Genomic DNA, 22,790 nt, shown 5'->3' with positions numbered 1-22,790 from the left:
GGGGCGCGGGGAACTGCGCGAACAGCCCCCACGTACCCGCGGCCGCCGGCGAAACCGAACCACCCGCCCCTCGGGCGAACGTCTCTACATCCGGCTCAGGCTCGCCGCCGCGAACAACACGTCCCTGATCGCCGCCCGGTCTCCCAGCTGCCCCGCCGCCGCATCCTCCGGAGGAACGTGGCCCGCGGCCAGCCGGCAGAACTCCACGTCGTCCAGCGCCACGTGCGCCACCTCGAACTCCTCCGAGCCCACCGCCCCCGGCGAGTCCAGCGGGATCAGCCACTCGCCGCCCCCGTGGCCCTCGATCTCCAGCCGCAGGCTGCGGCCGGGCTGTCCCGCGGGGACCAGGTGCGGGGTCGGCCCGGGCGCCGCCAGCCCCGCCTGCCGGCGTGCCGCCAGCGCAGCGGGAAGCATCCGTGCCGCGAGGTCGATCATCCGGTGCAGATACCTCGGCGCCGGCGGCCCGTAGGGGTAGTCCACGGCCTCCGCGATGTCCTCCGCGTGCACCCAGCACTCGAAGGCGCGGTCCAGCATCGCGTCGTGCAAGGGCAGCGCGAAGTCGCCGTACGACACCCCGAGGCGCCCGGCACCGCCGCCGGTGAAGGAGACGGTCTGCACGAGCCGGTGGCTCTGCTCCCGCCAGGGGCCCCGCACCGCGCGGGTCGGCGGGAAGTGCGAGGCCCGCCAGAAGGCCTCGGTGCGGGCGGAGGGGCCCTGTGCGGCTCCCTCCCCCAGGGGGTCGTCGAGGCCGAGTGCCCGCGCCACCAGGCCGTCGACGGACAGCAGGTGCACGATGACCCCGGCGACCGTCGTACGGCGGCTCGTCGGTGCCGCGCCGTCGAACCAGCGCAGCCGTACCGGTGCGTGCCACTCCGCGTCGCCGATGTCCTGGAGCAGGGCGTCCAGGCGGGCGGTCTCGGCGTCGTAGGGCGCCGCCCACGCGGGGATCGGGATGCGCGGCGGACGGCGGTCCAGACAGGCCTCCAGGACGCGGGTGCGCAGGCCGGGGTCGAGGTCGAGGCTCTCCGGCTGGTGCAGCAGGCCGACCGCCTCGCGCAGCCGCCGTGCCTCGTCCGCGCAGGCCCCGCAGTCGCCGAGGTGGATCTCGACGGCGAGGGCCTCCGCGGTCGAGCAGGCGGCCAGCGCCCACGCGCCGAGCAGCGACTTCAGGACGTCGTGCGGCAGTTCCAGCGGCACCGGCGGCAGGTCGTCGAGTCCGGGCAGCGGCTGCCCGCCGTCCTCGACGGAGGCCCGGGGCAGCGGGATGCGCGGCGGGCCGCCCGGCTCGCCGCCGTCGCGCGGCACGTCGCCCGCTCCGGCGCCGGAGCCCGTGTCGTCGTGCCCGTCGAAGGGGTCGGCGCCGGTCACACCGCACCTCCGTACCCCGGCGGTCTCCCGGCGTCGTGCGCGGTGGCGAGCAGTTGCAGGCCGAGGCGCAGCCGGCGGCGGGCCTCGTCCTCGGTGACCCCCAGGTCCACCGCGGTCTGGCGGTAGTCACGGCGCTGGAAGTAGGCGAGGTCCAGGGCGGCGCGCAGCGGGGTCGGCATGGAGTGCACGATGTAGTCCGCGCGGGCGGCGACGGAGGCGCGCCGCACCTTGCGCTCCAGCTCCTCCGTGGCCTCCGCGCCGGTGTCGCCCGGGGTGAGCGCGGCGGTCTCGGTGGCCCTGAGGCGCTGCACGGCGAGCCGGTGGGTCAGCGCGGCGACCCAGGAGCGCAGCGGGCCCTGCCTGGGGTCGTAGGCGTCCGGATGCTCCCAGACATGGGCGAAGACCTCGCGGGTTATGGAGTCCGCGGCCCGCTCGTCGCCGAGGACGCGGTGTGCGAGGCCGTGCACGAGCGAGGCGAAGCGGTCGTAGAGCTCGCCGAGGGCGGCGGCCTCGCCGCGCGCGAGCCGCTGCTGCATCTTGCGGTCCCAGCGGGGCGGTACGTCCTTCTTCGCCATGCGGCCCCCTCCCCGTGCCCGTATCCAGCGTGTCTCCACCGTCTCCTCGAATGTAGTCGGCACGTCCGACAACGCACGCCCCTTTGTGGCAATGCGCGCCCCCTGAGGGACCGCGAGTGGTAATGGTCCTTCGGTGCTCCTCCGACGCCTCTCCGTGCGCTGGTCAGTGCGCTCCCCGGGATGCTTCCCCGGTGTCACGGTCGTGCCCGGGTGAACCCTCCGTTTCTGATCGAACAGGATCGTCGGTGACCGAAACAAGACCCCTGCCGATCGTCGCCCGTTTGTCGTCCGGGGTTTCGGGGAACGGCCGCTGGGCAGCCGCGCGAAAAGAAGCGAAGGAACTGGCTCCGTTTCCGGGCGGTTCCGGAGATCCGGCGAGCGAAGGGCTGAGCCGTGGCTTTCAAGGTGACCGACGGCGAACAGGGTGAGTGGGTCGTGCTCGGGGTGTCGGGCGAACTGGACCTGGTGACCTCGCCGGTGCTGCGCCAGCGGGTGCACGACGCGGTGGCCGAGGGCCATCACAGCCTGGTCCTCGACCTCTCCGACGTCTTCTTCTGCGACTCCAGCGGCGTCGGCGTCCTCATCGCGGCCCGCCGCCTGATCCGCTCCTGCCGGGGCCGGCTGCGGCTGATACTGCCCGCCCACGGCGCGAGTGACGGTTCTCACGTCAACCGGGTCCTCGGCGCCCTCGGCGTACGACGGCTGTTCGACGTCTACCCCGACATGGACAGCGCGGTCAGTGACGAGGAGGGCCCGCTCTCGGCGTAGCGGGCTCGCCCCCTGCGAAGCCGGTGGGCCGGCGGCCGCGACGTGCCCCCCATAGCCGACGATCACGGCATTGCCACATTGTTGTCGCAGAATTCCCCCGGTCTTGGCACAAGGGTCGTTTTCCCGCTCTCCGACCGCCGCGCGCGTCGTACGCTCCCTGCGAGAGGAACCCCCACGTCACGTAAGGCGGCCCGAACACACATGGTCAGCACCGAGTACGAGCGACGGATCGCCGCCCGGTTCGCAACCTTCGACCAGGACGGCAACGGCTCGATCGACCGCGAGGACTTCAACACGGCGGCCAAGGCGCTGCTCGCCGAGTTCGGCACCCCCGCCCGCTCCGACAAGGGCCAGGCCCTGTACGCGGGCGCGGAGGCCTTCTGGCAGGGCATGGCCGGCATGGCGGACCGGGACGGCGACCAGCGCATCACCCGCGAGGAGTTCGTGAGCGGCGCGGTCAAGCGGCTGCACGACAACCCCGACCGGTTCGGCGAGATCGCCCGCCCCTTCCTGCACGCGGCCCTGGCCCTCGCGGACACCGCGGGCGACGGCACCGCGACCGTCACCGACACCGTGCGCGTGCTGCGCGTCCTCGGGGTGCCGCCGGAGATCGCGCAGGCGGTCGCGGCCGGCCTCGACATCGACGGCGACGGGAAGGTCGCGGAGGCGCAGATCGTCCCGGCGTTCGCCCGCTACTTCACGATTCCGGAGTAGCACTCCGGGAGACGGAATCTCCCGGGCTCCCCGACGCGGGTGCCTCCCGGCCCGGAGGCGCGGGAGCCGCCGGGCTCCCTGGTGCGGGAGTCGCCGGGCTCCGCGGCGTGGGAGCCATCGCGTCCCCCGGCGTGGACGCCGTCGAGAAGCGGTCGCGCAGCTGGTACTTGAGCACCTTGCGCAGGGTCTCGTTGCGTGGAAGGGCGTCCACCACCTCCAGCCGCTCCGGCAGTTTGTGCACCGACAGCCCTTCCGCGCGCAGGTACGCCACCACCTCCGGGAGCGTCAACGCGGCCGCCCCCGGCGGCTGTTCGACCACCGCGCACACCAGCTCCCCGCGCTCCGCGTCCGGCAGCCCCACCACCGCCGCGTCGCCCACCGCCGGATGCGCGGCGAGCAGATCCTCGATCTCCTTCGCCGAGATGTTCTCGCCCTTGCGGATGATCACGTCCTTGAGGCGGCCGGTGAGCACGAGGTGACCGCTCTCGGTCATCCGCCCGAGGTCACCGGTGCGCAGGAACCCCTCCTCGTCGAAGGCCTCGGCGGTCTGGGCCGGATCCAGATACCCCTGGCACACCGCCTCCCCGCGCAACCGCACCTCACCGCCCGCGGCGATCCGTATCTCCATCCCCTCCGGCGGCTTCCCCTCGGTCCTCGCCAGGTTCTCCGCCGTGTCGTCCGGCGCCCCCATCGTGATCATCGGCACCTCGGTCATGCCGTACCCGTGGGTCAGCTGCACCCCCATCTCGCGCACCACCGCGTGGTACACCTCCGGCGGCTTGGGCGCCCCGCCGCCGGCCAGCAGCCGCAGCGAGGGAATCACCGGAACCCCCGGTTCCTTGCGCTGCTCCGCCAGGAACATCGAGTAGAACGCCGTCGACCCGCCCGCCACCGTCACCCCGTGCCTGCGGTACTCCGGCAGCGCGTCCGGCAGGGCGAACTGCTCGAACATGAGCGCCGGGAAGCCGTACAGCAGCAGCATCACCGTGTAGTCGGGGCCCGCGATGTGCGCGTAGGGGAAGGCCATCGAGCCCACGTCGGCGGCCGTGAGCCGCAGCGCGTGCGCCAGGCACGAACCGCCCGCGATCAGTGAACGGTCCGTGTGGAGAACGCCCTTGGGGTCCGAGGTGGTTCCCGAGGTCCAGTAGATCCACCGTACGGAGGTGCCCTCGGCGGGCGGGGCGGGCAGCACGGACGGATCGCCGTCGGGCAGTTCGTCGTACGCCTCGAAGATCCCCTTCGCGCCCAGCCGCCGGGCCATCTCCGTGTGGTCGAAGCCGCGCCACACGCCCGGTACGGCGAAGAACTCGGCCCGTGACTCGCGCAGGGCGAAGCCGACCTCGCGGTCCCGGTAGAAGGGGATGACGGGCGACTGGACGGCGCCGAGCCTGGCCAGCGCGAAGGACAGCACGGCCGTCTCGATCCGGGTCGGCAGCTGCCAGGCGACGACCGTGCCGGGGCGCACGCCCATGGCGTACAGCCCGGCCGCCGCGCGCTCGGCACGCGCGCGCAGGTCGCCGAAGGACAGCGTGCGCTCGCCCTGGAGGAACACCGGGCGACCCGGGGTGAGTTCGGCACGGCGGGCGACCAGGTCCCAGAGGGTGCGGGAGGCGCTCAGCTCACGCGCCACAGTGTTCGCTTCGTTCATGGCCGGGCCCCCTGCCGCCGTTAACTGACGAGTCGTCAGATCGTAGGTCCTGGCACCTTGTCGGTCCAGGGGTGCGGGGCTAGCCTGCGAGATCTGACGAACCATCAGCTCCGTGGGGGTGTCTGCCGGTGGACCTGTCGTACACGCCCGAGGAGGAGGCCTTCCGGGCCCGGCTGCGGGAGTGGCTCGCCAAGGTGCTCCCCGGCCTGCCGCCGAAGCCGCGACCCGAGGACTGGCCGGGCCGCCGCGCCTACGACCTCGGCTGGCAGCGGACGCTGTACGACGCCGGGTACGCCGACGTCCACTGGGACGCGTCCCCCACCATGCGGCTGATCTTCCTCGAGGAGACCGAGCGGGCCGGCGCGCCCTATGTCGGCGCCAACTTCGTGGGCCTGCTGCACGCGGGCCCCACCATCGCCGCCGAGGGCACCGAGGAGCAGCGGGCACGCTGGCTGGCGCCGATCCTGCGCGGTGACGAGGTGTGGTGCCAGGGGTTCAGCGAACCGGGCGCCGGCTCCGACCTGGCGGCGCTGCGCACGCGCGCGTGGCGCGACGGGGACGACTACGTGGTGAGCGGCGCCAAGATCTGGACCTCGCACGCGGAGGTCGCCGACTGGTGCGAGCTGCTGGTGCGCACGGACCCGGAGGCGCCCAGACACCAGGGCATCAGCTGGCTGGCCATGCCCATGGCGGCGCCGGGCATCACCGTACGGCCGCTGCGCACGCTCGCCGGGTCGGCCGAGTTCGCCGAGGTGTTCCTCGACGAGGTGCGGGTGCCCGTGGCCAACCGGGTGGGCGCCGAGAACGACGGCTGGCGCGTCACCATGGTGACCCTCTCCTTCGAACGCGGCACCGCCTTCGTCGGCGAGGTCGTCGCCTGCCGCCGGGTACTCGGCGACCTCGCGCGCGCGGCGCGGGCGAACGGCACCTGGGACGACCCCGTGCTGCGCCGCCGCCTCGGCCGGCTGAACGCCGAGTTCCGGGCGCTGTGGCGGCTGACCCAGTGGAACGTCAGCGAGGCGGAGGGCAGGGGCGTGCCCGGCGTCGGCGGCTCGGTCTTCAAACTGCGCTACTCGCACGCGCGCCAGGAGCTGTACGACGCGGCCGCCGCCGTGCTCGGCCCGGACGCCCTGGACCTGGACCGGCCGTGGGTCCTCGACCGGCTCTCCTCCCTCTCGTACACCATCGCGGCCGGGACCTCGCAGATCCAGCGGAACATCGTGGCCGAGCGGATCCTCGGGCTGCCGAAGGGGCGGTGAGCGGGCGTGCGCTTTCAACTCAGCGACGACCAGAAGGCGTTGCGGGACGGGATGCGGGAGCTGCTCGCACGCCGGTTCGACGGTGCGGTGCTGCGGACGGCGGTCGGCGTGCCCGGCCTGGACCGGGGCCTGTGGCGGGAGCTGGGGGCGGCCGGGTTCTTCGCGCTGCGACTGCCGGAGGCGGACGGCGGCGTCGGACTCGGGCTGCCCGAGGCGGTGTTGGTCTTCGAGGAGGCGGGCCGGGCCCTGCTGACCGGCCCGTTGACGGCCACCCACCTCGCGGCGGCCGACGTGCCCGGTGCGGCCGCCGGGGAGGCCGTGGTGGCCCGCGTGGACGGCGGCCTGGTGGAGTGGCTGGCCGAGGCCGATGTTGTACGAGGGGACGCGTCGGGCGCCGTACCGCTGCGCTCCGTGGACCCGTTGACGCCCCTGCACCGGGTGCCGGGGGCGGCGGCCACACCACCCGACCCGGTCGCCGTACTCCTGACCGCCGCCGAGCAGCTCGGCACCGCCACGCGCGCGTGCGAGCTCGCCGTGCAACACGCGCGGACCCGCGAACAGTTCGGGCAGCCCATCGGGGCGTTCCAGGCGGTCAAGCATCTGTGCGCCGAGATGCTGGTGCGCGCCGAGACCGCGCGTGCGGCCGTCTACGCGGCCGCCGTGACCGCCGACCCGGTGGACATCGCGGCGGCCCGGCTGCTCGCCGACGAGGCCGCCGTGCGCGGCACCCGGGACTGTCTCCAGGTGCACGGCGGGATGGGCTTCACCTGGGAGGCAGAGGTGCATCTGCACATGAAAAGGGCCTGGCTGCGGGCTCAGCGTGGCGGAGGGAACACGGAGAGTGAGGAAGTGCTCGCTGCCGAGCTGCTCGGGTGAGCGTTCGAAACGGCTCTGGTCTGCGCATTCGAGGGTCCGGGCGGTCGGGGTGTCGCGGATCGTGGCATACCGGAGTCACGGAGCGTTGATATCGGGTTGTGTCCAACGCGTGACTCGTCACGGCCTGGAGTCGGGCGTCCCCTCGGGTACCTTCTGTGGGATGCGAGTGGTTCCGAGGACGAGCCATGCCGGCGGTGCCGTCGAAGCGGCCCCGCGGCTCATGGTGCGTACCGCCGCCCGCAAGGCGGTAAGGGCTTGCGCCCCCGCCTGTTCGACTCCCCGCAGCGAGCGTCGCACAGTATGCCGTACGCGTAATCCTTCACGTTGGAATATGCCCGAAGCGCTTGTTGGGGTGACTGTACGTCAACCATGCTGTCTCGTAAGGGAATCACGTTCCGTGACCCTTGCTCTGGCCGTTGTTCTGGCCATGCAGAAAATGGCTACGATCGTGGCCCTCGCCGTCTTTGTCGTCGCGGTCCTTGTCGTGGCGCTCGCTCGGTGCGGGTTCATGTGTCCGCCGGTTCGGATGGTGTGAGCGGTGCAGGTGCTTCAAGTGCAGCTGGAGATCCGGCCCGACCCCGCGGAGGTGGGACGGGCCAGGAGGTGGGCGCGCTCGCGCCTCGCCGGGTCCGGTATAGCGGCGGACGAGCCGCTGGCCGAGACGCTGATCCTGCTCGTCTCCGAGCTGGTCACCAACGCCGTGGTGCACACCGGCTGCCCGGCCGTGCTGCGCCTCTCGCTGCCGGGCGCGGACCGCGCGGACGCCGAGGAGTCGGCCACCGTACGGCTGGAGGTCGCCGACAGCAGCGACCGCGCGCCCGTACCGCGGTGCGTCGACAGTGACGCGACCGGCGGCCGCGGTCTCGCCCTCGTCGACGGGCTCGCCGACCGCTGGGGCTGGAGCCCCGAAGGCGCCGGCAAGCGCATCTGGTGCGAACTCGACCGATGTTCGGAACCCCGGCAGGGCGCGGCGGTGGCGTACGGAGGCGGGCTTGCCTCGTTCGAGGGGCTGGCGTTCGAGGCGGTGTGATCCCGGTGTGCGGTGATGCGCCGGGGAATGCATCCGTGCGCGCCCATGATGAACCGGGGCATAAGTCCTAAAACCCCGAACGGGTGTTGACGCCTTGTGACCACATGCTCACGCTTGAGGTCTGCGATTCGCCGCGAGGGGACGGCGAGGGGACGGACACCCTCGTCGAGCGTGGGTCGAGCCGGACGGAGGCGCGCGGGACCGGGCTCGGGGCGGGCCGGTGCGCGCAGCCGTCCGGGTTTCAGGGGGAATGGGGGAGGGGCGGTGTCACGCCGGTCTCGGCGTGGCACCGACCTCGAACGGCGACGGCGCGCGGACCTCGGGAACGGCCGCGCGCGGACCTCAGAGCACGGCCACGGGGGCGACCGGCGTGCCCGTCGCCCCGACGAACGGCTCCGGCATCGCCGACAGCAGGAACGCGTACCGGCCGGTTTCTCCACAGGCTGTGGACAACTCTTCGAGATTCCAGTTCTGGCCCTGCAGCATCCCCATCTCGACCAGGTCCAGGGCGTGCACGGGCAGCCACAGGTCCTCGATCTCGGGCGGGAAGATCTCGAACGTGAGGGTGTCGTTGGCGACGGCGGCGACATCGCGCGCGTGGAACCACTCCGGGGTGCGCACCGACAGCCCTGGCGACGGGTAGCCGTACCCGTGCTTGTCCCCGGCCAGATACACCTGCACCTGCCCGGTCCGCACCAGCACGATGTCACCGCCGCGGACCGTGGTCCCGGCCAGCTCTTCCGCCGCCTCCAGATCCTCCGGCGTGACCGCGTGGCCGCCCGCGAGCCGGTCCACACCACGCGCGCGTGCCACATCCAGGAGCACCCCGCGCGAGACGATGTGCCGCGCCTTGTCGATCCCGCCGAACTCGGCACCACCGTGCGCGGTGACGGTCCCCGCCGGGCGGCCGTTGTAGAGCTTGCCCGAGTGCGAGACATGGGTGAGCGCGTCCCAGTGGGTGCCGGCCTGCAGCCCCATGGTCACGGCGTCGTCGCTGCACGCCACCGTCCCCGGGCCGAAGAGCTCCTGGTTGACCTGCACCATGACGTGCAGCGGGTTGACCCGCCCCGGGATCATGCCGGTCTGCACGCCGTCCTGCCGGAGCGGGAGGGCGAGCGGGACACGGCGGCCGGTCCGGACGGTCGCCGCCGCCTCCCGTGCCACCTCGTCGGTGATCAGGTTCAGCGTGCCGATCTCGTCGTCGGCACCCCAGCGGCCCCAGTTGTTGACGCGCTTGGCGATGTCGTGAAACGCCGAACGGGCTGTAGGCAGTGACATCCGGTTCCTCCCCGGGGCTTGTGTCCGCGCATCCGGCGCGCCATAAAATCTAACGGTCCGTCAGAAACCGCGGGAAGGGGCCGGGCGTGGGGAACTTCTTGGCAGGCAAGGTCGTCGCCGTGACGGGTGCGGGGCGCGGGATCGGACGGGCGGTCGCGCTGGGAGCGGCGGCCGAAGGGGCGAAGGTCGTCGTCAACGACTACGGCGTCTCGGTCGACGGCGGATCGCCCACCAGCGAGGTCGCCGAGGCCGTCGTCAAGGAGATCGAGGCGGCGGGCGGGGACGCGGTCGCGGTGGCCGACGACATCTCCACGATGGCGGGCGGCCAGCGGGTCGTGGACGCGGCGCTGTCGGCGTACGGCCGCCTCGACGGGGTCGTGTGCGTGGCCGGGATCCTGCGCGAGCGGATGCTGTTCAACATGACCGAGGAGGAGTGGGACCCGGTGGTCGCCACCCACCTCAAGGGCACGTTCACGGTGTTCCGGGCGGCGTCGGCCGTGATGCGCACCCAGCGCGCCGGCACACTGATCGGCTTCACCAGCGGCAACCACCAGGGCTCGGTCTCGCAGGCCAACTACAGCGCGGCCAAGGGCGGGATCATCTCGCTGGTGCGCAGTGCCGCGCTGGGCCTGCACAAGTACGGGGTGACCGCGAACGCGGTGGCGCCGGTGGCCCGGACCCGGATGTCGGCCGGAGTGCCGACGGAACTGACGGAGATCGGCGAACCGGAGGACGTCGCGGCGTTCGTGGTCTACCTGCTGTCGGACGCGGCGCGGGACGCGGACATCACCGGGCAGGTGTACACGGTGGCCGGCCCGAAGATCGCGGTCTGGGCCCAGCCGAGGGAGTTGCGCGCCGCGTACGCCGACGGTGGCTCCTGGACCCCTCAGCGCATCGCGGAGGTGCTGCCGGCGAGCGTGGGGGCGGATCCGATGCCGATGCTGGCACGGCTGACAGCGATGGAAACAGCGGCACGAGCCGGAAGCCGACCGAACGCCTAGGGGGCAGGGGGGTGCGGTGGGTGCGCGGGTGCGGTGTCGTTCGGGTTGTTCGCGCAGTTCCCCGCGCCCCTGGGCCGGCTGGTCACAGGGGTGTTCACGGTTTCCGCGCCCGCTGGGTTGGCTGTCCACACGGGTGTTCACGGTTCCCGCCCGCCGGGCCGCCGATCAGCTCACCCGTTTCCGCGCTCCATGCACCCTGTCGGCCCCTGACTTCTCTCCGCCGCGACGGCGATCGGCCAAGACGGCGGTGTCCGGCGGTTCTCGTACGGCCGTAGCCCCGACGTTTTTCTGGAGGTCACCGTGGAGTTCGGCTTCGCGCCGGAGGACGACGCGTTTCGCCGCGAAGTCCGTGCCTGGCTCGACACGCACGTCACAGCCGACGCGGACCGGCGCGGCTGGGAGCGCACGCTCGGGGCCGCCGGGTGGATCGGGCTGGGCTGGCCGGAGGGCGGGTACGGGAACCGGACCGCCACGCTCACCCAGCAGGTCGTCTGGGCCGAGGAGTACGCCCGGTCCGCCGCGCCCCCGCGCTCCGGGCACATCGGGGAGAACCTGCTCGCCCCGACGCTCATCGCCCACGGCAGCGCGGAGCAGAAGGCACGCTTCCTGCCGCCCGTCGCCGCCGGCGAGGAGCTGTGGTGCCAGGGGTACAGCGAGCCCGGCGCCGGTTCCGACCTCGCCGGCGTGCGGACCGCGGCCGTACGCGAGGCGGACGGCTACCGCGTCACCGGGCAGAAGATCTGGACCTCGCTCGCGCACGAGGCCGACTGGTGTTTCGTGCTCGCGCGGACCGAACCCGGCTCGCGGCGCCACCACGGACTGAGCTTCCTGCTCGTGCCCATGGACCAGCCGGGCCGCATAGAGGTCCGCCCCATCCGTCAGCTGACCGGCACCAGCGACTTCAACGAGGTCTTCTTCGACGGGGCGCACGCGCACCTGGAGCATGTCGTCGGCGGCGAGGGCGACGGCTGGCGCGTCGCCATGAGCCTGCTCGGCTTCGAGCGCGGGGTGTCGACCCTCGCCCAGCAGATCGGGTTCGCCGAGGAACTGGGACGGGTGGTGCGGGACGCCGTGGCGACCGGCGCCGCCGACGATCCCGTCGTACGGGCGCGGCTCGTGCGGCAGTGGGCCGAGCTGCGGGTCATGCGCTGGAACGCCCTGCGCACGCTGGGCGGTTCGGCCGCCGAGCCCGGTGCGCCCAGCGTGGCCAAGCTGCTGTGGGCCGGCTGGCACCAGCGGCTCGGGGAGCTCGCCGTGCTGGTGCGGGGCGCCGGTGCGAGCGTCGGCCCGGCCGACTGGTCGGCCGCCGCGCCGTACGAACTGGACGCCGCCCAGCACCTGTTCCTCTTCTCCCGGGCCGACACCGTCTACGGCGGCTCGGACCAGGTGCAGCGCACGATCATCGCCGAGCGCGTGCTCGGTCTGCCGAGGGAACCGAAGGGGGTCGAGTCGTGATGCGTGGTGTGGTGTTCGACGGGAAACAGGTGCAGGTCGTCGACGATCTGGACGTACGGGAGCCGGGGGCCGGGGAGGTGCTGGTCTCCGTCGCGGCGGCCGGGCTGTGCCACAGCGATCTGTCCGTGGTGGACGGGACCATACCCTTCCCCGTTCCTGTGGTGCTCGGACATGAGGGTGCCGGGGTGGTGGAAGCGGTCGGTGTGGGCGTCAGCCATGTCGCGCCCGGGGACCATGTCGCGCTGTCCACCCTCGCCAACTGTGGTACCTGCGCCGACTGTGACCGTGGGCGGCCCACCATGTGCCGGAAGGCCATAGGGCGGCCGCAGAAGCCGTTCATGCGCGGCGGCCGGGCCGTCTACCAGTTCGCGTCCAACTCGGCCTTCGCGGAACGGACGGTCGTCAAGGCCGTGCAGGCGGTACGGATCCCGAAGGACATCCCGCTGACCTCGGCCGCCCTCATCGGCTGCGGCGTACTGACCGGGGTGGGCGCCGTACTGAACCGCGCCCGCGTCGACCGCGGCGACACCGTGCTGGTCATCGGCACCGGCGGGATCGGGCTCAACGTCATCCAGGGCGCCCGGATCGCGGGAGCGCTGCGGATCGTGGCCGTGGACGCCAATCCGGCCAAGGAGGAGGTGGCCCGGCAGTTCGGCGCCACCGACTTCCTGACCGCGACGGACGGCGTCAGGGACCTGCTGCCGACCGGCGTGGACCACGCGTTCGAGTGCGTCGGCCGGGTCGAACTGGTCCGGCAGGCCGTCGACCTCCTGGACCGGCACGGCCAGGCCGTCCTCCTCGGCACGCCCGCCGCCACCGCCGAGGCGTCCTTCGTCGTCGCCTCGATGTTCCTCGACAAGTCCATCCTCGGCTGCCGCTACGGCTCCTCGCGCCCCCAGCGGGACATCGCCCTGTACGCCGAGCTGTACCGCCAGGGGCACCTGATGCTCGACGAGCTGGTGACCGAGACCTACCCGGCGGAGGACTTCGAGAAGGCCCGCGCTGACGCGGAGGCGGGACGGGTGGCACGGGGGGTGCTCACGTTCTGACGGGGGTGTTCACGTTCTGGTGGACCGCGGCGGAGCGGAAGGTCCGGCGGTAGGCGGTCGGGGTGACGCCGAGCGCTGCCTGCAGGTGCTGCCGCATCGACTGGGCCGTGCCGAAGCCGGCGTCCCGGGCCACCTGGTCCATCGAGAGCTCGGTGGACTCCAGGAGGTGCCGGGCGCGTTCGACGCGCTGCTGGGTGAGCCACTGGCCGGGGCTGATGCCGGTCTCCTCGCGGAAGCGGCGCGTGAAGGTCCGTACCGACATGGCCTCCTGCTCGGCCATGTCCCGCAGCTGGATGGGCTCGTGCAGGCGGGCGAGGGCCCAGGCGCGAGCCGCGGTGGTGCCGGCGACCTGCGGGTCGGGGACCGGGCGGTGGATGTACTGGGCCTGGCCGCCGTCCCGGTGCGGGGGTACGACCGTACGGCGGGCCACCTCGTTGGCGACGGCCGTGCCGTGGTCGCGGCGGACCATGTGCAGGCACAGGTCGATGCCGGCCGCCACCCCGGCGGAGGTCAGCACGTCCCCGTCGTCGATGAACAGCACGTCCGCGTCCACCTTGACCTGCGGGAACAGTCGCTGGAGATGGTCCGCTTCGGCCCAGTGCGTGGTCGCCGGGCGGCCGTCCAGGTAACCGGCGGCGGCCAGCACGTAGACGCCGGTGCAGATGGAGGCGAGGCGGGTGCCGGGGCGGATGCGGGCGAGGGCGGCGGCCAGTTCGGGCGTGAGGACGCCCTGTTCGAAGACCGGGCCCAGCTCGTACGACGCCGGGATGACCACCGTGTCGGCGGTGGCCAGCGCCTCCGGGCCGTGCGGCACGTGGACCGCGAAGTCGGCGTCGGTCTCGACCGGCCCCGGCGGCCGGACCGAGCAGGTCACGACCTCGTACAGGTGCCGTCCCCGCGCGTCCTTGGGCCGGCCGAAGATGCGGTGCGGGATGCCCAGTTCGAAGGGGAGCAGACCGTCCAGGGCGAGGACGACGACTCGGTGCGGGCGGAAGCCTGGGGCACTGCTCATGGCCCGATCCTAGCGAATACTGTCCTCCGGGCCACTCGATGGAGTGAATCCGCCGGCCGAAGCTTTATGGCGTGACCCAGACAAGCGAAGCCGCAGCCCTCGCCGAGGACTCGAAGCCGACCCGCTCACCGCGTATCAACCGTGCCTGGTTCGTCGCCGCCGTCACCTTCGTCACGATCGTCGGTGCGGCCGCCTTCCGCTCCCTGCCCGGTCTGCTCATCGACCCCCTGCACCAGGAGTTCGGCTGGTCGCGCGGCACGATCGGCGCGGCCGTCTCGGTCAACCTCGCGCTGTACGGGCTCACCGCGCCGTTCGCGGCCGCGCTGATGGATCGTTTCGGCATCCGCCGGGTGGTGGCCATGGCCCTGACCGTGATCGCGGTCGGTTCGGGCCTGACCGTGTGGATGACGGCGGCCTGGCAACTGATGCTGTGCTGGGGCCTGCTGGTGGGCCTCGGCTCCGGCTCGATGGCCCTCGCCTTCGCCGCCACGGTCACCAACCGCTGGTTCACCACCCGGCGCGGCCTGGTCAGCGGCATCCTCACCGCCGGCTCCGCCTCCGGCCAGCTGATCTTCCTGCCGCTGCTGTCCTGGATGGTCGAGCGGTACGACTGGCGCCCGGCCGCCGTCACGGTCGCCCTCGCCGCCCTCGCGGTCGTCCCCTTCGTCTGGCTGCTGCTGCGCGACCACCCGGCCGACGTGGGCCTGAAGCCGTACGGCGCGACGGACTTCGTGCCGAAGCCGGCGCCGGTCACCGGAGCCGCGCGCCGGACGGTCGGGGTGCTGCTCTCCGCCGTCCGCACCGGGCCCTTCTGGCTGCTCGCCGGCACCTTCGCGATCTGCGGCGCCTCCACCAACGGCCTGGTCCAGACCCACTTCGTGCCCGCCGCCCACGACCACGGCATGCCGGTCACCACGGCGGCCTCGCTGCTCGCGGTCATCGGCGTCTTCGACGTCGTCGGCACGATCGCCTCCGGCTGGTTCACCGACCGCTTCGAACCGCGTCGGCTGCTCGCCGTCTACTACGCCCTGCGCGGCCTCTCCCTCCTCTGCCTCCCCATGCTGCTGGGCCCCGCCATCCACCCCCCGATGATCTTCTTCATCGTCTTCTACGGCCTCGACTGGGTCGCCACCGTCCCGCCCACCCTGGCCCTGTGCCGGGAGAACTACGGCGAGGACAGCGCCATCGTCTTCGGCTGGGTCCTCGCCTCCCACCAGATCGGCGCGGCCCTCGTCGCCTACCTCGGCGGGGTCGCCCGCGACGCCTTCGGCACGTACGACATGGTCTGGTACGCCTCCGGCGCGCTGTGCGCGGCGGCGGCCCTGATGGCCCTGGTGATCCGGCGCCGGCCGGTGACGGCGGCGGGGCGACTCGGCGCCGTCAGCCGGCCGGCGAGCGCCTAGGCCGGAACCCCTGTCGGCACGGCCCTGCCGTACAACTCGTCCAGGCCGATCAGCAGCACTCCGCTGCGAGCCGCCTCGGCTCGCAGCGCGTCGCTGAAACCCGCCGCACTGAAACAGGCCAACCCGCAGTGCGAGGTGTCCAGGCCGCGTCCGGCGAGCAGTTCCCTTGCCCGTGCGAGGCGTTCGAGGTGGTTCACCCCCATGACCGTGCCCCACTTCGCCTCCCCGAGCAGCGCGACCGACGGGCGGTTTCCCCCGGACCCCTGCTCGACGACGGCCACGTCGACCTGGATCTGCCGACGCTCCTTCGCATCGGTCACGACGCCGCTGCCCACCTCGCCCAGAGAGGTACTCAGCAGGGTCCGCCCGGGCCCCAGGACGTACTCACGGCACATCGCCTCGAAGTGCGGCCCGGCCACCTGCGCCGCGAAACGCTGTCCTGCCTGGGCCCACACCTCGGCGGCCTGGCCCGCTTCCAGCCGGGCCCAGGCCGGACGCATGACGGCCTCGTAGAAGGTGATCAGGGGTTCGGTGATGCGGTACTGGGATTTCCCGGCCCGGAAGATGTCGGCCTCCCGCACCAGGAGATGGCTGTCCTCCAGGACATTGAGCGGGTGCGAGATGTCGACGGACTTGCGGCCGATGTAACCCGCGATGCCTCCGCGCGTGGTGTTGCCCTGTGCCACGGCGGCCAGCACCGAGTGGTACAGCGCCGTGTCCCGGATGTCGGCCTCCTCGGCAAGCAGGTAGCGGGCCTCCCGGAAGAGGGGGCTGAACGGGGAGAGAACAGTGCGGCAGATCCATTCGTCGAAGCCGTCCAGGTCGGCGGGGACATCGTCCGCCAGGAACTGGCGACGGTAGGCGGGGGTGCCGCCGAGGACCGCGTGCAGCCGGGCCGCCAGAGCGGGATCCGTGGCGACACCCCAGAAATCCGCCGCTGCCCGGTATCCGAAGGGCCGTACGACGAGTTCGAGCTGGGCCCGGCCCCGCAGCGGCGCACTGCTGGCCAGCAGTCCGCCCATGACGGACATCGCCGAGCCGCACAGCAGCAGTCGCATGTGGCTCTCCTCCACCTGGGCGCGGTCGACCGCGCGCTGGATCAGGGAGGGAAGTTCCGGAGCCGCCCGCACCAGATACGGGAACTCGTCGATGACCACGAGAAAAGGAGCGTCAGGTGTCGGACCGCCGGGTGTCCGGGCGCCGGCGGCGAGCCCGAAAAGATAGGTGACGGCGTCGTCCCAGGTGGCGAAGGAGAAGGGCACCGGGGAGCCCGCGTGTTCGGCCAGGGCGGCACTGAACTGCCGCAGAGACTCCGCCTCGGTGGCGTCGGTGGCTCCGAAGTAGAACCCGCCGCACTGTTCGACGAGCGCCCGCAGCAGATACGTCTTCCCCATGCGACGCCTGCCGCTGAGGACTCCGAGCGTGGCGTGCGGTACGGGCCGGTCGGCGAAGGCCGTGAGCGCGTCCCACTCGGCGCCCCGGTCGAAGACGCGCGACGGCTTGGCCGGCCTCGGCTGCTGCATGGCCACTCCCGGGGGTCCTGCTCCCGCTGGCGACTCCTTAGGAGCACACTCCTAAGGAGTGTATCCCTAATTGCTCAGGGGTTCAGGAAGCCCGTGCCCGCTGGGGCACGGCCACCGAGCGAGCAGGCCGGAATCTGCCTCTTTCAGGAGGGAGAGCACGCACTTCAAAGGAAGCGCCCTCTGTGGAACAGCAGCGGTGCCTGCTGCGGATCGCCACCCGTGCCCAGCGCGTCCACCCGGCCCACCACGATCAGGTGATCGCCGCCCGTGTGGACGGCGTGGATCGCGCAGTCGATCCAGGCGGCGGCGCCGGTCAGGCGGGGGGCGCCGGACACCGGGGCCGTGTCGTACGCGACCCCCGCGAACTTGTCCGCGCCGCTCACCGCGAAGGCACGGCACAGCTCGCCCTGGCCCGCGCCGAGGACGTTGACGCAGAAGACGCCCGCGCGGGCGATGCGCGGCCAGGTGGCCGACGTACGGCCGACCATGAAGCAGATCAGGGGCGGGTCGAGGGAGAGGGAGGAGAAGGACTGGCAGGCGAAACCGGCGGGGGAGGGTTCGCCTGCGGCGGCCGGTGAGGTGACAACGGTCACCCCGGTCGCGAAGTTCCCCAGTACCCGCCGGAACTCCGCCGGGTCGACCGGCGCCCGCTCGTCCGCGCGTACGCATCGCAACTCCGGGCGCGGCAACGCCTCCACGGGCCCCGGTGAGGGGGCCGACCTGAGGTAGCGGACAGCGGCCGCGGCCGCCCCTGCGTGTCCCATCATCCATTCATTGAAGCTGACGGTACGTCAGATGGGAAGGTCGGTGCCGGACGTCGTACGACTGCTTCGTACGCTGCGCCCATGGGGGGGGGAGAGACACGTGACCGGCGCGGAGAACAGCTTCGTGACCGGCTAGGAGACCGGCGGCCGGTCTGGTCGGCCGGCGATCTGAACGCGGCGGTCGCGCTGGCGGCGGCCCGGCTGCCGGCGGCCGGGCTGCTGATCGGTCATCGGGTCCGGCCGGCCGGCCGTCGCCGGCCGGCCGGAACGACGGCTGGGCTCACCGTCCCCGGAACTCCGGGCTTCTGCGTTCCACGAAGGCCCGCAGCCCCTCCTGGGCGTCCCGCGTCGTCATGTTGATCTCCTGGGCGGCGGACTCGGCCGCGAAGGCCGAGGCCCGGTCGCTGTCCAGGGACGTGTTGACCAGCTGCTTGGTCAGGGCGAGGGTGCGGGTCGGACCGGTGGCGAGCCGGACGGCCCACTCGCGTGCCGTCTTCGCCAGCTCCTCGTCCGGTACGACCCGGTTGACCAGCCCGAGCCGCTCGGCCTCCGGGGCGGAGAGGGCGTCGCCGAAGAACATCAGCTCCTTGGCGCGGTGCGGGCCGATCAGGCGGGGGAGGAGATAGGCGCCGCCGCCGTCGGGGACCAGGGCGCGGCGGACGAACACCTCGATGAAACGGGCGGATTCGGCGGCCAGGACCAGGTCGCAGGCGAGCGCGAGATGGGCGCCCAGGCCGGCGGCGGTGCCGTTGACCGCCGCGATCACCGGCTTCTCGCAGTCGAGGACGGCGGCGACCAGACGCTGGGCGCCGAGCCGGATGGTGCGGGCCACGTCGCCGGGGAGGCGCTCGGCCGGGGCGCCGCCGCGGAGGTCGGCGCCCGCGCAGAAACCCCGGCCGGTTCCGGTGACGACCACGGCCCGTACCGAAGGGTCCGCGGAGGCTTCGGAAAGCAGGTGGATGATGCGTTCTCGCTGGTCAGGGGTGATGGCGTTGAGGGCCTCGGGGCGGTTGAGGGTGATCTGCGCGACCTGGTTGTCAGTGGCGTGCAGTACCAATGACTCAACGGAAATTTCCGGCTCGTCGTTCTTTGCGGGCTCACGGGGGGAATTAGGCATGTTCATCTCAGCGGCACACCGCCAGCGCGTCCAGCGCCACCGCGCCCTGGCCCTCGGGCAGCACCATCAGCGGGTTGATGTCGAGTTCGGCGAGCTGGTCGCCGAGTTCCAGGGCCATCCGCTGGACGCGCAGGATCACCTCGACGAGCGCTTCGAGGTCGGCCGGCGGCCGCCCCCGGACCCCGTCCAGCAGGGCCCGCCCACGCAGTTCGGCGAGCATGTCCCGGGCCTGGTCCTCGCCGAACGGCGGCACGCGTACGGCCGCGTCGTGCAGGACCTCGACCAGGACCCCACCGAGCCCCACGGTCACCGTCGGCCCGAACAGGGCGTCGTGCGTGACCCCGACCACCATCTCCACGCCCCGCTCGACCATCTGGCAGACCAGCACACCGTCGAGGGTGACGCCCTCGTAGCGGGCGATGTCCGTCAGCTCCCGGTAGGCGTCCCGGACCTGACTGGCGGAGGTCAGCCCGATCTTCACCAGGCCCAGCTCGGTCTTGTGGGCGATCTGCGCGCCGGACGCCTTCATCACCACCGGGTACCCGACCAGGCCCGCCGCGCGTACGGCGGCGGCCGCGCTGGTCACCAACTGCTCGCGCGGCACCCGTATGCCGTACGCGCGCAGCAGCTGCTTCGCCGCGTGCTCGCTCAGCTGCTGCCCCGGCCGCATCAGCGCGAGCGCCTTGCGGTACGAGGGCGAGGGCGTGCGCGGGGCCTCGTCGAAGGGGGAGTGGTAGGCGCGGACGAAGCGGTGGTGGTCGAGGTAGGCGCGGACGGCGGTGAGGCAGTTGCCGACCGTGCGGAAGGTGGCCACCCGGGAGGAGCCCAGCAGGACCTCGCGGTAGGCGGGTTCGGTGCCGACCGGCGAACCCCACACCACGCACACCAGCTTGTCGGTCGCCTCGGCCGCGTCGACCAGGTCCCGCACGAGCCGGTCGCTGAGCGGCGGGAAGGGGCCGGTGATCGGACAGATCAGCACCCCGACCTCGGGGTCGGCGAGGATCGCGTCGATGATCTTCCGGCCGCGCCAGTCGCCCACCGGATGACCGCCGTTGTCGACCGGGTTGGCCACGCTCAGATACTCCGGTATCCACTGGTGCAGCTCGGCCTGCCGTGCCTCGGACAGCACCGGCAGCCGGAGCCCCGCGCCGGACGCCAGGTCGGCGACGTGCGCGCCCGTGCCGCCCGAGATCGAATAGACGACCACCCCGTCGGCGTGCGGCGGCCGTGCCCGGGCCAGCAGGGCGGCGGTGTCCTGGAGTTCGTCGAGGCCGTCGACGCGGATCACCCCGTACTGGCGCAGCGCCGCGTCGATCACGTCGTCCGCGCCGGTCAGCTTGCCGGTGTGGGAGGCGGCGGTGCGGGCCCCGGCCTCGGTGCGGCCGACCTTCACGGCGACCACCGGCACCTTGCGGCGGGCCGCGCGGTCGGCGGCCAGCAGGAAGGCGCGGCCGTCCTTGAGACCCTCGACATAGCAGGCGATGGCGCCGACCTCGGGGCGCTCGGCGAAGTACGAGATGAAGTCGGCGGTCTCCAGGTCGGCCTCGTTGCCGGTGGGCGCCCAGTGCGAGAGTCGGATGCCGAGCTCCTGGGCGGCGAAGACGGGCCGGCCCTGGTGCCCTGACTGGGTGATCAGCGCGATCGCCGGTCCGTCCAGGTCGTCCCGGAAGCGCTCGAAGGCGTTCAGGTTGGTGTTCGGGCCGAGCAGCCGCAGCCCGGAGCGGCGTACGGCGGCCGCGAGCCGGACCTGGGCCGCCGCCCCCTCCTCGCCGGTCTCGGCGAACCCGGAGGCGAAGGCCACGGCGAACTTCACCTTGGCCTCGGCCAGTTCCTCGAGCACCGGAAGGGGGTCGGCGACCAGGAGTACGGCGAGGTCGACCTGCTCGGGCAGGTCGGCGACGGAAGGAGCGCAGGCGATGCCGAAGACCGACGGCCGGGCCGGATGCACCGGGTGCACCCGGGCCCCGACCCGCTCGGCCCAGTCGAGGATCTGCCGGGTGATACCGGTGTTGGGCCGCCCATCCGCGTCCGAGGCGCCGATCACGGCGACGGACTCGGGCCGGAAGAACCTGTCCAGATCCGGTACGTCCGCGTACAGCGGCCGTCCGCTGACGTCCTGCTCGTCCGCGTCGGCCGTCCGGCCGTGGACGGCGGGCCCGGGTCGCTGCTCACCGCAGGCGATGACCCGGGCCCGGCGGGAGTCGGTGGTGAGGGTGCCGTGGGTTGATCCAAGCATCGTTCCGCCCGCTCCTGTGTGACAGCACAATTAACTGACGCAGTGTCAGATTACTGAACTGACACTGCGTCAGGAACTGGTCTGCACGCAAAGTTGAGACCGAAAGCAGCCCGTCTTCTCACCCGAGGGCGGCCAGCACCTCCTTCGCCACCCGCTCGCCCGACCGCACCGCCCCGTCCATGAAGCCCGTCCAGAACGTGGAGGTCTCCGTCCCGGCCCAGTGGATCCCGCCCACCGGCTCGCGCAGCGCGGCCCCGTACTCGGTCAGCACACCGGGCGGCGCGTAGGCCACCGGGCCGCCCCGTGAGAAGCCCTCATTGTCCCAGCGCTGCAGCACGAAGGAGGTGGGAGATCCGGCCTTGTTCCCGAAGTACTTGACGTAGTCGGCCAGGACGGCGGCCTTGACGTCGGCGACGCTCGCCGCGTCGTACGCCCGCATCTCGTCGGCCTCGATGAAGCCCATCAGCGCCCCGTAGGAGGCGTCCGGCGGGGAGTTGTCGAAGGTCGAGCGGACCACGCCGGAGTCACTGACGGCCTGCCCGTTGAGGCCGTCGGCCCGCCAGAAGGGGGTGTCGTAGACGGCGATGGCCTTGCCGATCGAGCCCATCGGCATCCGCTGGGTGAGCTGGTCGCGGACGGCCGGAAGCAGCGGATCGTAGGTGATGCGGGCGGCCAGCGGCGGCGGCACGGCGACCACGACCCGGGTCGCGTTGACCGTGATCCCGTCCGCCGTGACGACGTAGGAGCCGCCGGACCCGACGATCGACCGCACCGGCGCGCTCAGCACCACCCGGTCGCCGAGGGTCGCGGCGAGCTTGATCGGGACCTGCTGGGAGCCGCCGACGAAGCGGGACTCCTGGGCGCCGCCCGCGGTGTCGGTGAGCCGCTCCAGGGTGCCGGCGGTGGACTCGTTGCCGGCGGCGGCGATGTAGGAGAGGACGTAGAGGAGGGAGAGTTCGCGGGGCTGGGCCGAGAAGATCGATGTGCAGGCGAGGTCAAGGAGGAACTTGGCGGACGGGACGATCGCGTGGGCGTTCAGCCAGCTCTCGAAGGTCTGCCTGTCCCACTCGGCGGCCTTGGCGGCGGTCCAGGGCGCACCCACCGGCACCTGTGCCGCCATGCTGTCCAGCTCGGACTGCACGATCGCCGCGTTGGCGAGCCCGGCCGCGTCGACCGGCGGCACCGAGCCGAGCAGGCCGCTGGTGTCGTAGGGCGTGCGCTTGCCGTCCTTGTAGAGGAGGTTGTCGCCCGTGTTGTAGGTGGCGAAGGTTGCCACGCCCAGGGAGTCGGCGAGGGCCTTCATACGGTCCTGGGTGGGGCCGATGAACTCGCCGCCGCCCTCGGTGTGACCGCCGCCCGCCAGCGCCAGGTTCACCACCCGGCCGCCGACCCGGTCCCGGGCCTCCAGAACGGCCACCGACCTGCCGCCGGCCACCAGGTCGCGGGCCGCGGTGAGCCCGGCGAGACCGCCGCCGACGATCACGACGTCGACGGTCCGGGAGGCGGCCGAGGTGGCTGGGGCGGCCGAGGCGGCCGGGGTGGCTGCGGTGGCCGTACCGGCGGAGACGGCGGTGAGGCCGGCCGCCCCGGCGGCGGCACCGCCGAGGAGGGAGCGGCGGGAGAGGGACCTCGCGGGGGAGAGCTGTCTTTCGAGTGCCACGTGCGTCCTCCGTCAGGAGCGAGAGGGGGTGGAGCCGGAAAGGTGAGCAGGGCT

General features: G+C 72.5%; 19 protein-coding genes. 9 read left to right on the top strand and 10 right to left on the bottom strand.

The window, feature by feature from the left end; genetic code table 11:
• Positions 1-84: 84 nt before the first annotated feature.
• A complete protein-coding gene (locus ACZ5K7_RS10015; protein WP_468912304.1) occupies positions 85-1,368 on the bottom strand; it encodes a maleylpyruvate isomerase N-terminal domain-containing protein in 1,284 nt (427 codons plus the stop codon).
• Entirely contained in the window at positions 1,365-1,943 is a 579-nt protein-coding gene (locus ACZ5K7_RS10010; RefSeq protein ID WP_351711845.1) for a sigma-70 family RNA polymerase sigma factor, read from the bottom strand. The genes ACZ5K7_RS10015 and ACZ5K7_RS10010 overlap by 4 nt, the downstream gene beginning before the upstream one ends.
• A 393-nt stretch (positions 1,944-2,336) precedes the next feature.
• Here ACZ5K7_RS10010 and ACZ5K7_RS10005 point away from each other — a divergent pair, with 393 nt between their 5' ends.
• Positions 2,337-2,711: an STAS domain-containing protein gene (locus ACZ5K7_RS10005; protein WP_351711847.1), complete on the top strand. Its 375-nt coding sequence runs from the start codon at positions 2,337-2,339 to the stop codon at positions 2,709-2,711.
• A gap of 201 nt (positions 2,712-2,912) precedes the next feature.
• The gene (locus ACZ5K7_RS10000; protein ID WP_351711849.1) at positions 2,913-3,425 is read left to right on the top strand and encodes an EF-hand domain-containing protein; all 513 of its coding nucleotides are present in this window, start codon (positions 2,913-2,915) and stop codon (positions 3,423-3,425) included.
• On the opposite strand, the gene ACZ5K7_RS09995 is transcribed toward ACZ5K7_RS10000, so the two are convergent.
• Positions 3,409-5,073, bottom strand: coding sequence for a class I adenylate-forming enzyme family protein (locus tag ACZ5K7_RS09995; RefSeq protein WP_468912301.1), 1,665 nt, complete (start codon positions 5,071-5,073; stop codon positions 3,409-3,411). The genes ACZ5K7_RS10000 and ACZ5K7_RS09995 overlap by 17 nt on opposite strands.
• Before the next feature lie 128 nt (positions 5,074-5,201).
• On the opposite strand from ACZ5K7_RS09995, the gene ACZ5K7_RS09990 reads away from it, so the two are divergent.
• From ACZ5K7_RS09990 to ACZ5K7_RS09980, 3 genes are all read left to right on the top strand, one after another.
• Entirely contained in the window at positions 5,202-6,332 is a 1,131-nt protein-coding gene (locus ACZ5K7_RS09990) for an acyl-CoA dehydrogenase family protein (protein ID WP_468912299.1), read from the top strand.
• A 6-nt stretch (positions 6,333-6,338) separates the two neighbouring features.
• Positions 6,339-7,208: an acyl-CoA dehydrogenase family protein gene (locus ACZ5K7_RS09985; protein ID WP_468912297.1), complete on the top strand. Its 870-nt coding sequence runs from the start codon at positions 6,339-6,341 to the stop codon at positions 7,206-7,208.
• Positions 7,209-7,761: 553 nt separating this feature from the next.
• A complete protein-coding gene (locus tag ACZ5K7_RS09980; RefSeq protein WP_351711927.1) occupies positions 7,762-8,238 on the top strand; it encodes an ATP-binding protein in 477 nt (158 codons plus the stop codon).
• Between the two features lie 342 nt (positions 8,239-8,580).
• Here ACZ5K7_RS09980 and ACZ5K7_RS09975 read toward each other — a convergent pair whose 3' ends face one another.
• A complete protein-coding gene (locus ACZ5K7_RS09975; protein WP_468912295.1) occupies positions 8,581-9,516 on the bottom strand; it encodes a cyclase family protein in 936 nt (311 codons plus the stop codon).
• Positions 9,517-9,602: 86 nt separating this feature from the next.
• Here ACZ5K7_RS09975 and ACZ5K7_RS09970 point away from each other — a divergent pair, with 86 nt between their 5' ends.
• The 3 genes from ACZ5K7_RS09970 to ACZ5K7_RS09960 all read left to right on the top strand — a co-directional run bounded on the left by ACZ5K7_RS09970 (position 9,603) and on the right by ACZ5K7_RS09960 (position 13,021).
• Entirely contained in the window at positions 9,603-10,517 is a 915-nt protein-coding gene (locus ACZ5K7_RS09970) for an SDR family NAD(P)-dependent oxidoreductase (protein ID WP_468912293.1), read from the top strand.
• A 300-nt stretch (positions 10,518-10,817) separates the two neighbouring features.
• Positions 10,818-11,972: an acyl-CoA dehydrogenase family protein gene (locus ACZ5K7_RS09965; RefSeq protein ID WP_468912291.1), complete on the top strand. Its 1,155-nt coding sequence runs from the start codon at positions 10,818-10,820 to the stop codon at positions 11,970-11,972.
• Entirely contained in the window at positions 11,972-13,021 is a 1,050-nt protein-coding gene (locus ACZ5K7_RS09960) for a Zn-dependent alcohol dehydrogenase (RefSeq protein ID WP_351711929.1), read from the top strand. Before ACZ5K7_RS09965 ends, ACZ5K7_RS09960 begins: the two co-directional genes overlap by 1 nt.
• Here ACZ5K7_RS09960 and ACZ5K7_RS09955 read toward each other — a convergent pair.
• A complete protein-coding gene (locus tag ACZ5K7_RS09955) occupies positions 13,011-14,033 on the bottom strand; it encodes a GlxA family transcriptional regulator (protein WP_351711863.1) in 1,023 nt (340 codons plus the stop codon). The two genes, ACZ5K7_RS09960 and ACZ5K7_RS09955, sit on opposite strands and share 11 nt — an antisense overlap.
• 71 nt (positions 14,034-14,104) lie before the next feature.
• Here ACZ5K7_RS09955 and ACZ5K7_RS09950 point away from each other — a divergent pair, with 71 nt between their 5' ends.
• Positions 14,105-15,436: an MFS transporter gene (locus ACZ5K7_RS09950; protein WP_468912288.1), complete on the top strand. Its 1,332-nt coding sequence runs from the start codon at positions 14,105-14,107 to the stop codon at positions 15,434-15,436.
• On the opposite strand, the gene ACZ5K7_RS09945 is transcribed toward ACZ5K7_RS09950, so the two are convergent.
• The 5 genes from ACZ5K7_RS09945 to ACZ5K7_RS09925 form a co-directional block, all read right to left on the bottom strand.
• A complete protein-coding gene (locus ACZ5K7_RS09945; RefSeq protein WP_468912286.1) occupies positions 15,433-16,959 on the bottom strand; it encodes an AAA family ATPase in 1,527 nt (508 codons plus the stop codon). The genes ACZ5K7_RS09950 and ACZ5K7_RS09945 overlap by 4 nt on opposite strands.
• A gap of 164 nt (positions 16,960-17,123) precedes the next feature.
• Positions 17,124-17,723, bottom strand: coding sequence for a flavin reductase family protein (locus ACZ5K7_RS09940; RefSeq protein ID WP_468912599.1), 600 nt, complete (start codon positions 17,721-17,723; stop codon positions 17,124-17,126).
• Between the two features lie 280 nt (positions 17,724-18,003).
• Positions 18,004-18,840 carry an enoyl-CoA hydratase/isomerase family protein gene (locus ACZ5K7_RS09935; RefSeq protein WP_468912284.1) on the bottom strand — a complete coding sequence of 279 codons (837 nt, stop codon included), beginning with the start codon at positions 18,838-18,840 and terminating at the stop codon, positions 18,004-18,006.
• A 7-nt stretch (positions 18,841-18,847) separates the two neighbouring features.
• Positions 18,848-21,076 (bottom strand): acetate--CoA ligase family protein, encoded by a 2,229-nt coding sequence (locus ACZ5K7_RS09930; RefSeq protein WP_468912282.1) that lies wholly within the window; start codon positions 21,074-21,076, stop codon positions 18,848-18,850.
• Between the two features lie 118 nt (positions 21,077-21,194).
• The gene (locus ACZ5K7_RS09925) at positions 21,195-22,736 is read right to left on the bottom strand and encodes a flavin monoamine oxidase family protein (protein WP_468912280.1); all 1,542 of its coding nucleotides are present in this window, start codon (positions 22,734-22,736) and stop codon (positions 21,195-21,197) included.
• Positions 22,737-22,790 lie beyond the last annotated feature (54 nt).

This window comes from Streptomyces sp. NPDC031497, from assembly GCF_055580905.1.
Note: the sequence above shows the minus strand (reverse complement) of the source record. Positions and strands in the feature narration are given on the sequence as shown.

Coding starts and splice junctions, on each gene's coding strand:
- ACZ5K7_RS10010 (WP_351711845.1), bottom strand. CDS start 1,943: ATGGCGAAGAAGGACGTACCGCCCCGCTGGGACCGCAAGATGCAGCAG.
- ACZ5K7_RS10000 (WP_351711849.1), top strand. CDS start 2,913: ATGGTCAGCACCGAGTACGAGCGACGGATCGCCGCCCGGTTCGCAACC.
- ACZ5K7_RS09995 (WP_468912301.1), bottom strand. CDS start 5,073: ATGAACGAAGCGAACACTGTGGCGCGTGAGCTGAGCGCCTCCCGCACC.
- ACZ5K7_RS09975 (WP_468912295.1), bottom strand. CDS start 9,516: ATGTCACTGCCTACAGCCCGTTCGGCGTTTCACGACATCGCCAAGCGC.
- ACZ5K7_RS09960 (WP_351711929.1), top strand. CDS start 11,972: ATGCGTGGTGTGGTGTTCGACGGGAAACAGGTGCAGGTCGTCGACGAT.
- ACZ5K7_RS09955 (WP_351711863.1), bottom strand. CDS start 14,033: ATGAGCAGTGCCCCAGGCTTCCGCCCGCACCGAGTCGTCGTCCTCGCC.
- ACZ5K7_RS09945 (WP_468912286.1), bottom strand. CDS start 16,959: ATGCAGCAGCCGAGGCCGGCCAAGCCGTCGCGCGTCTTCGACCGGGGC.
- ACZ5K7_RS09940 (WP_468912599.1), bottom strand. CDS start 17,723: ATGGGACACGCAGGGGCGGCCGCGGCCGCTGTCCGCTACCTCAGGTCG.
- ACZ5K7_RS09935 (WP_468912284.1), bottom strand. CDS start 18,840: ATGCCTAATTCCCCCCGTGAGCCCGCAAAGAACGACGAGCCGGAAATT.
- ACZ5K7_RS09930 (WP_468912282.1), bottom strand. CDS start 21,076: ATGCTTGGATCAACCCACGGCACCCTCACCACCGACTCCCGCCGGGCC.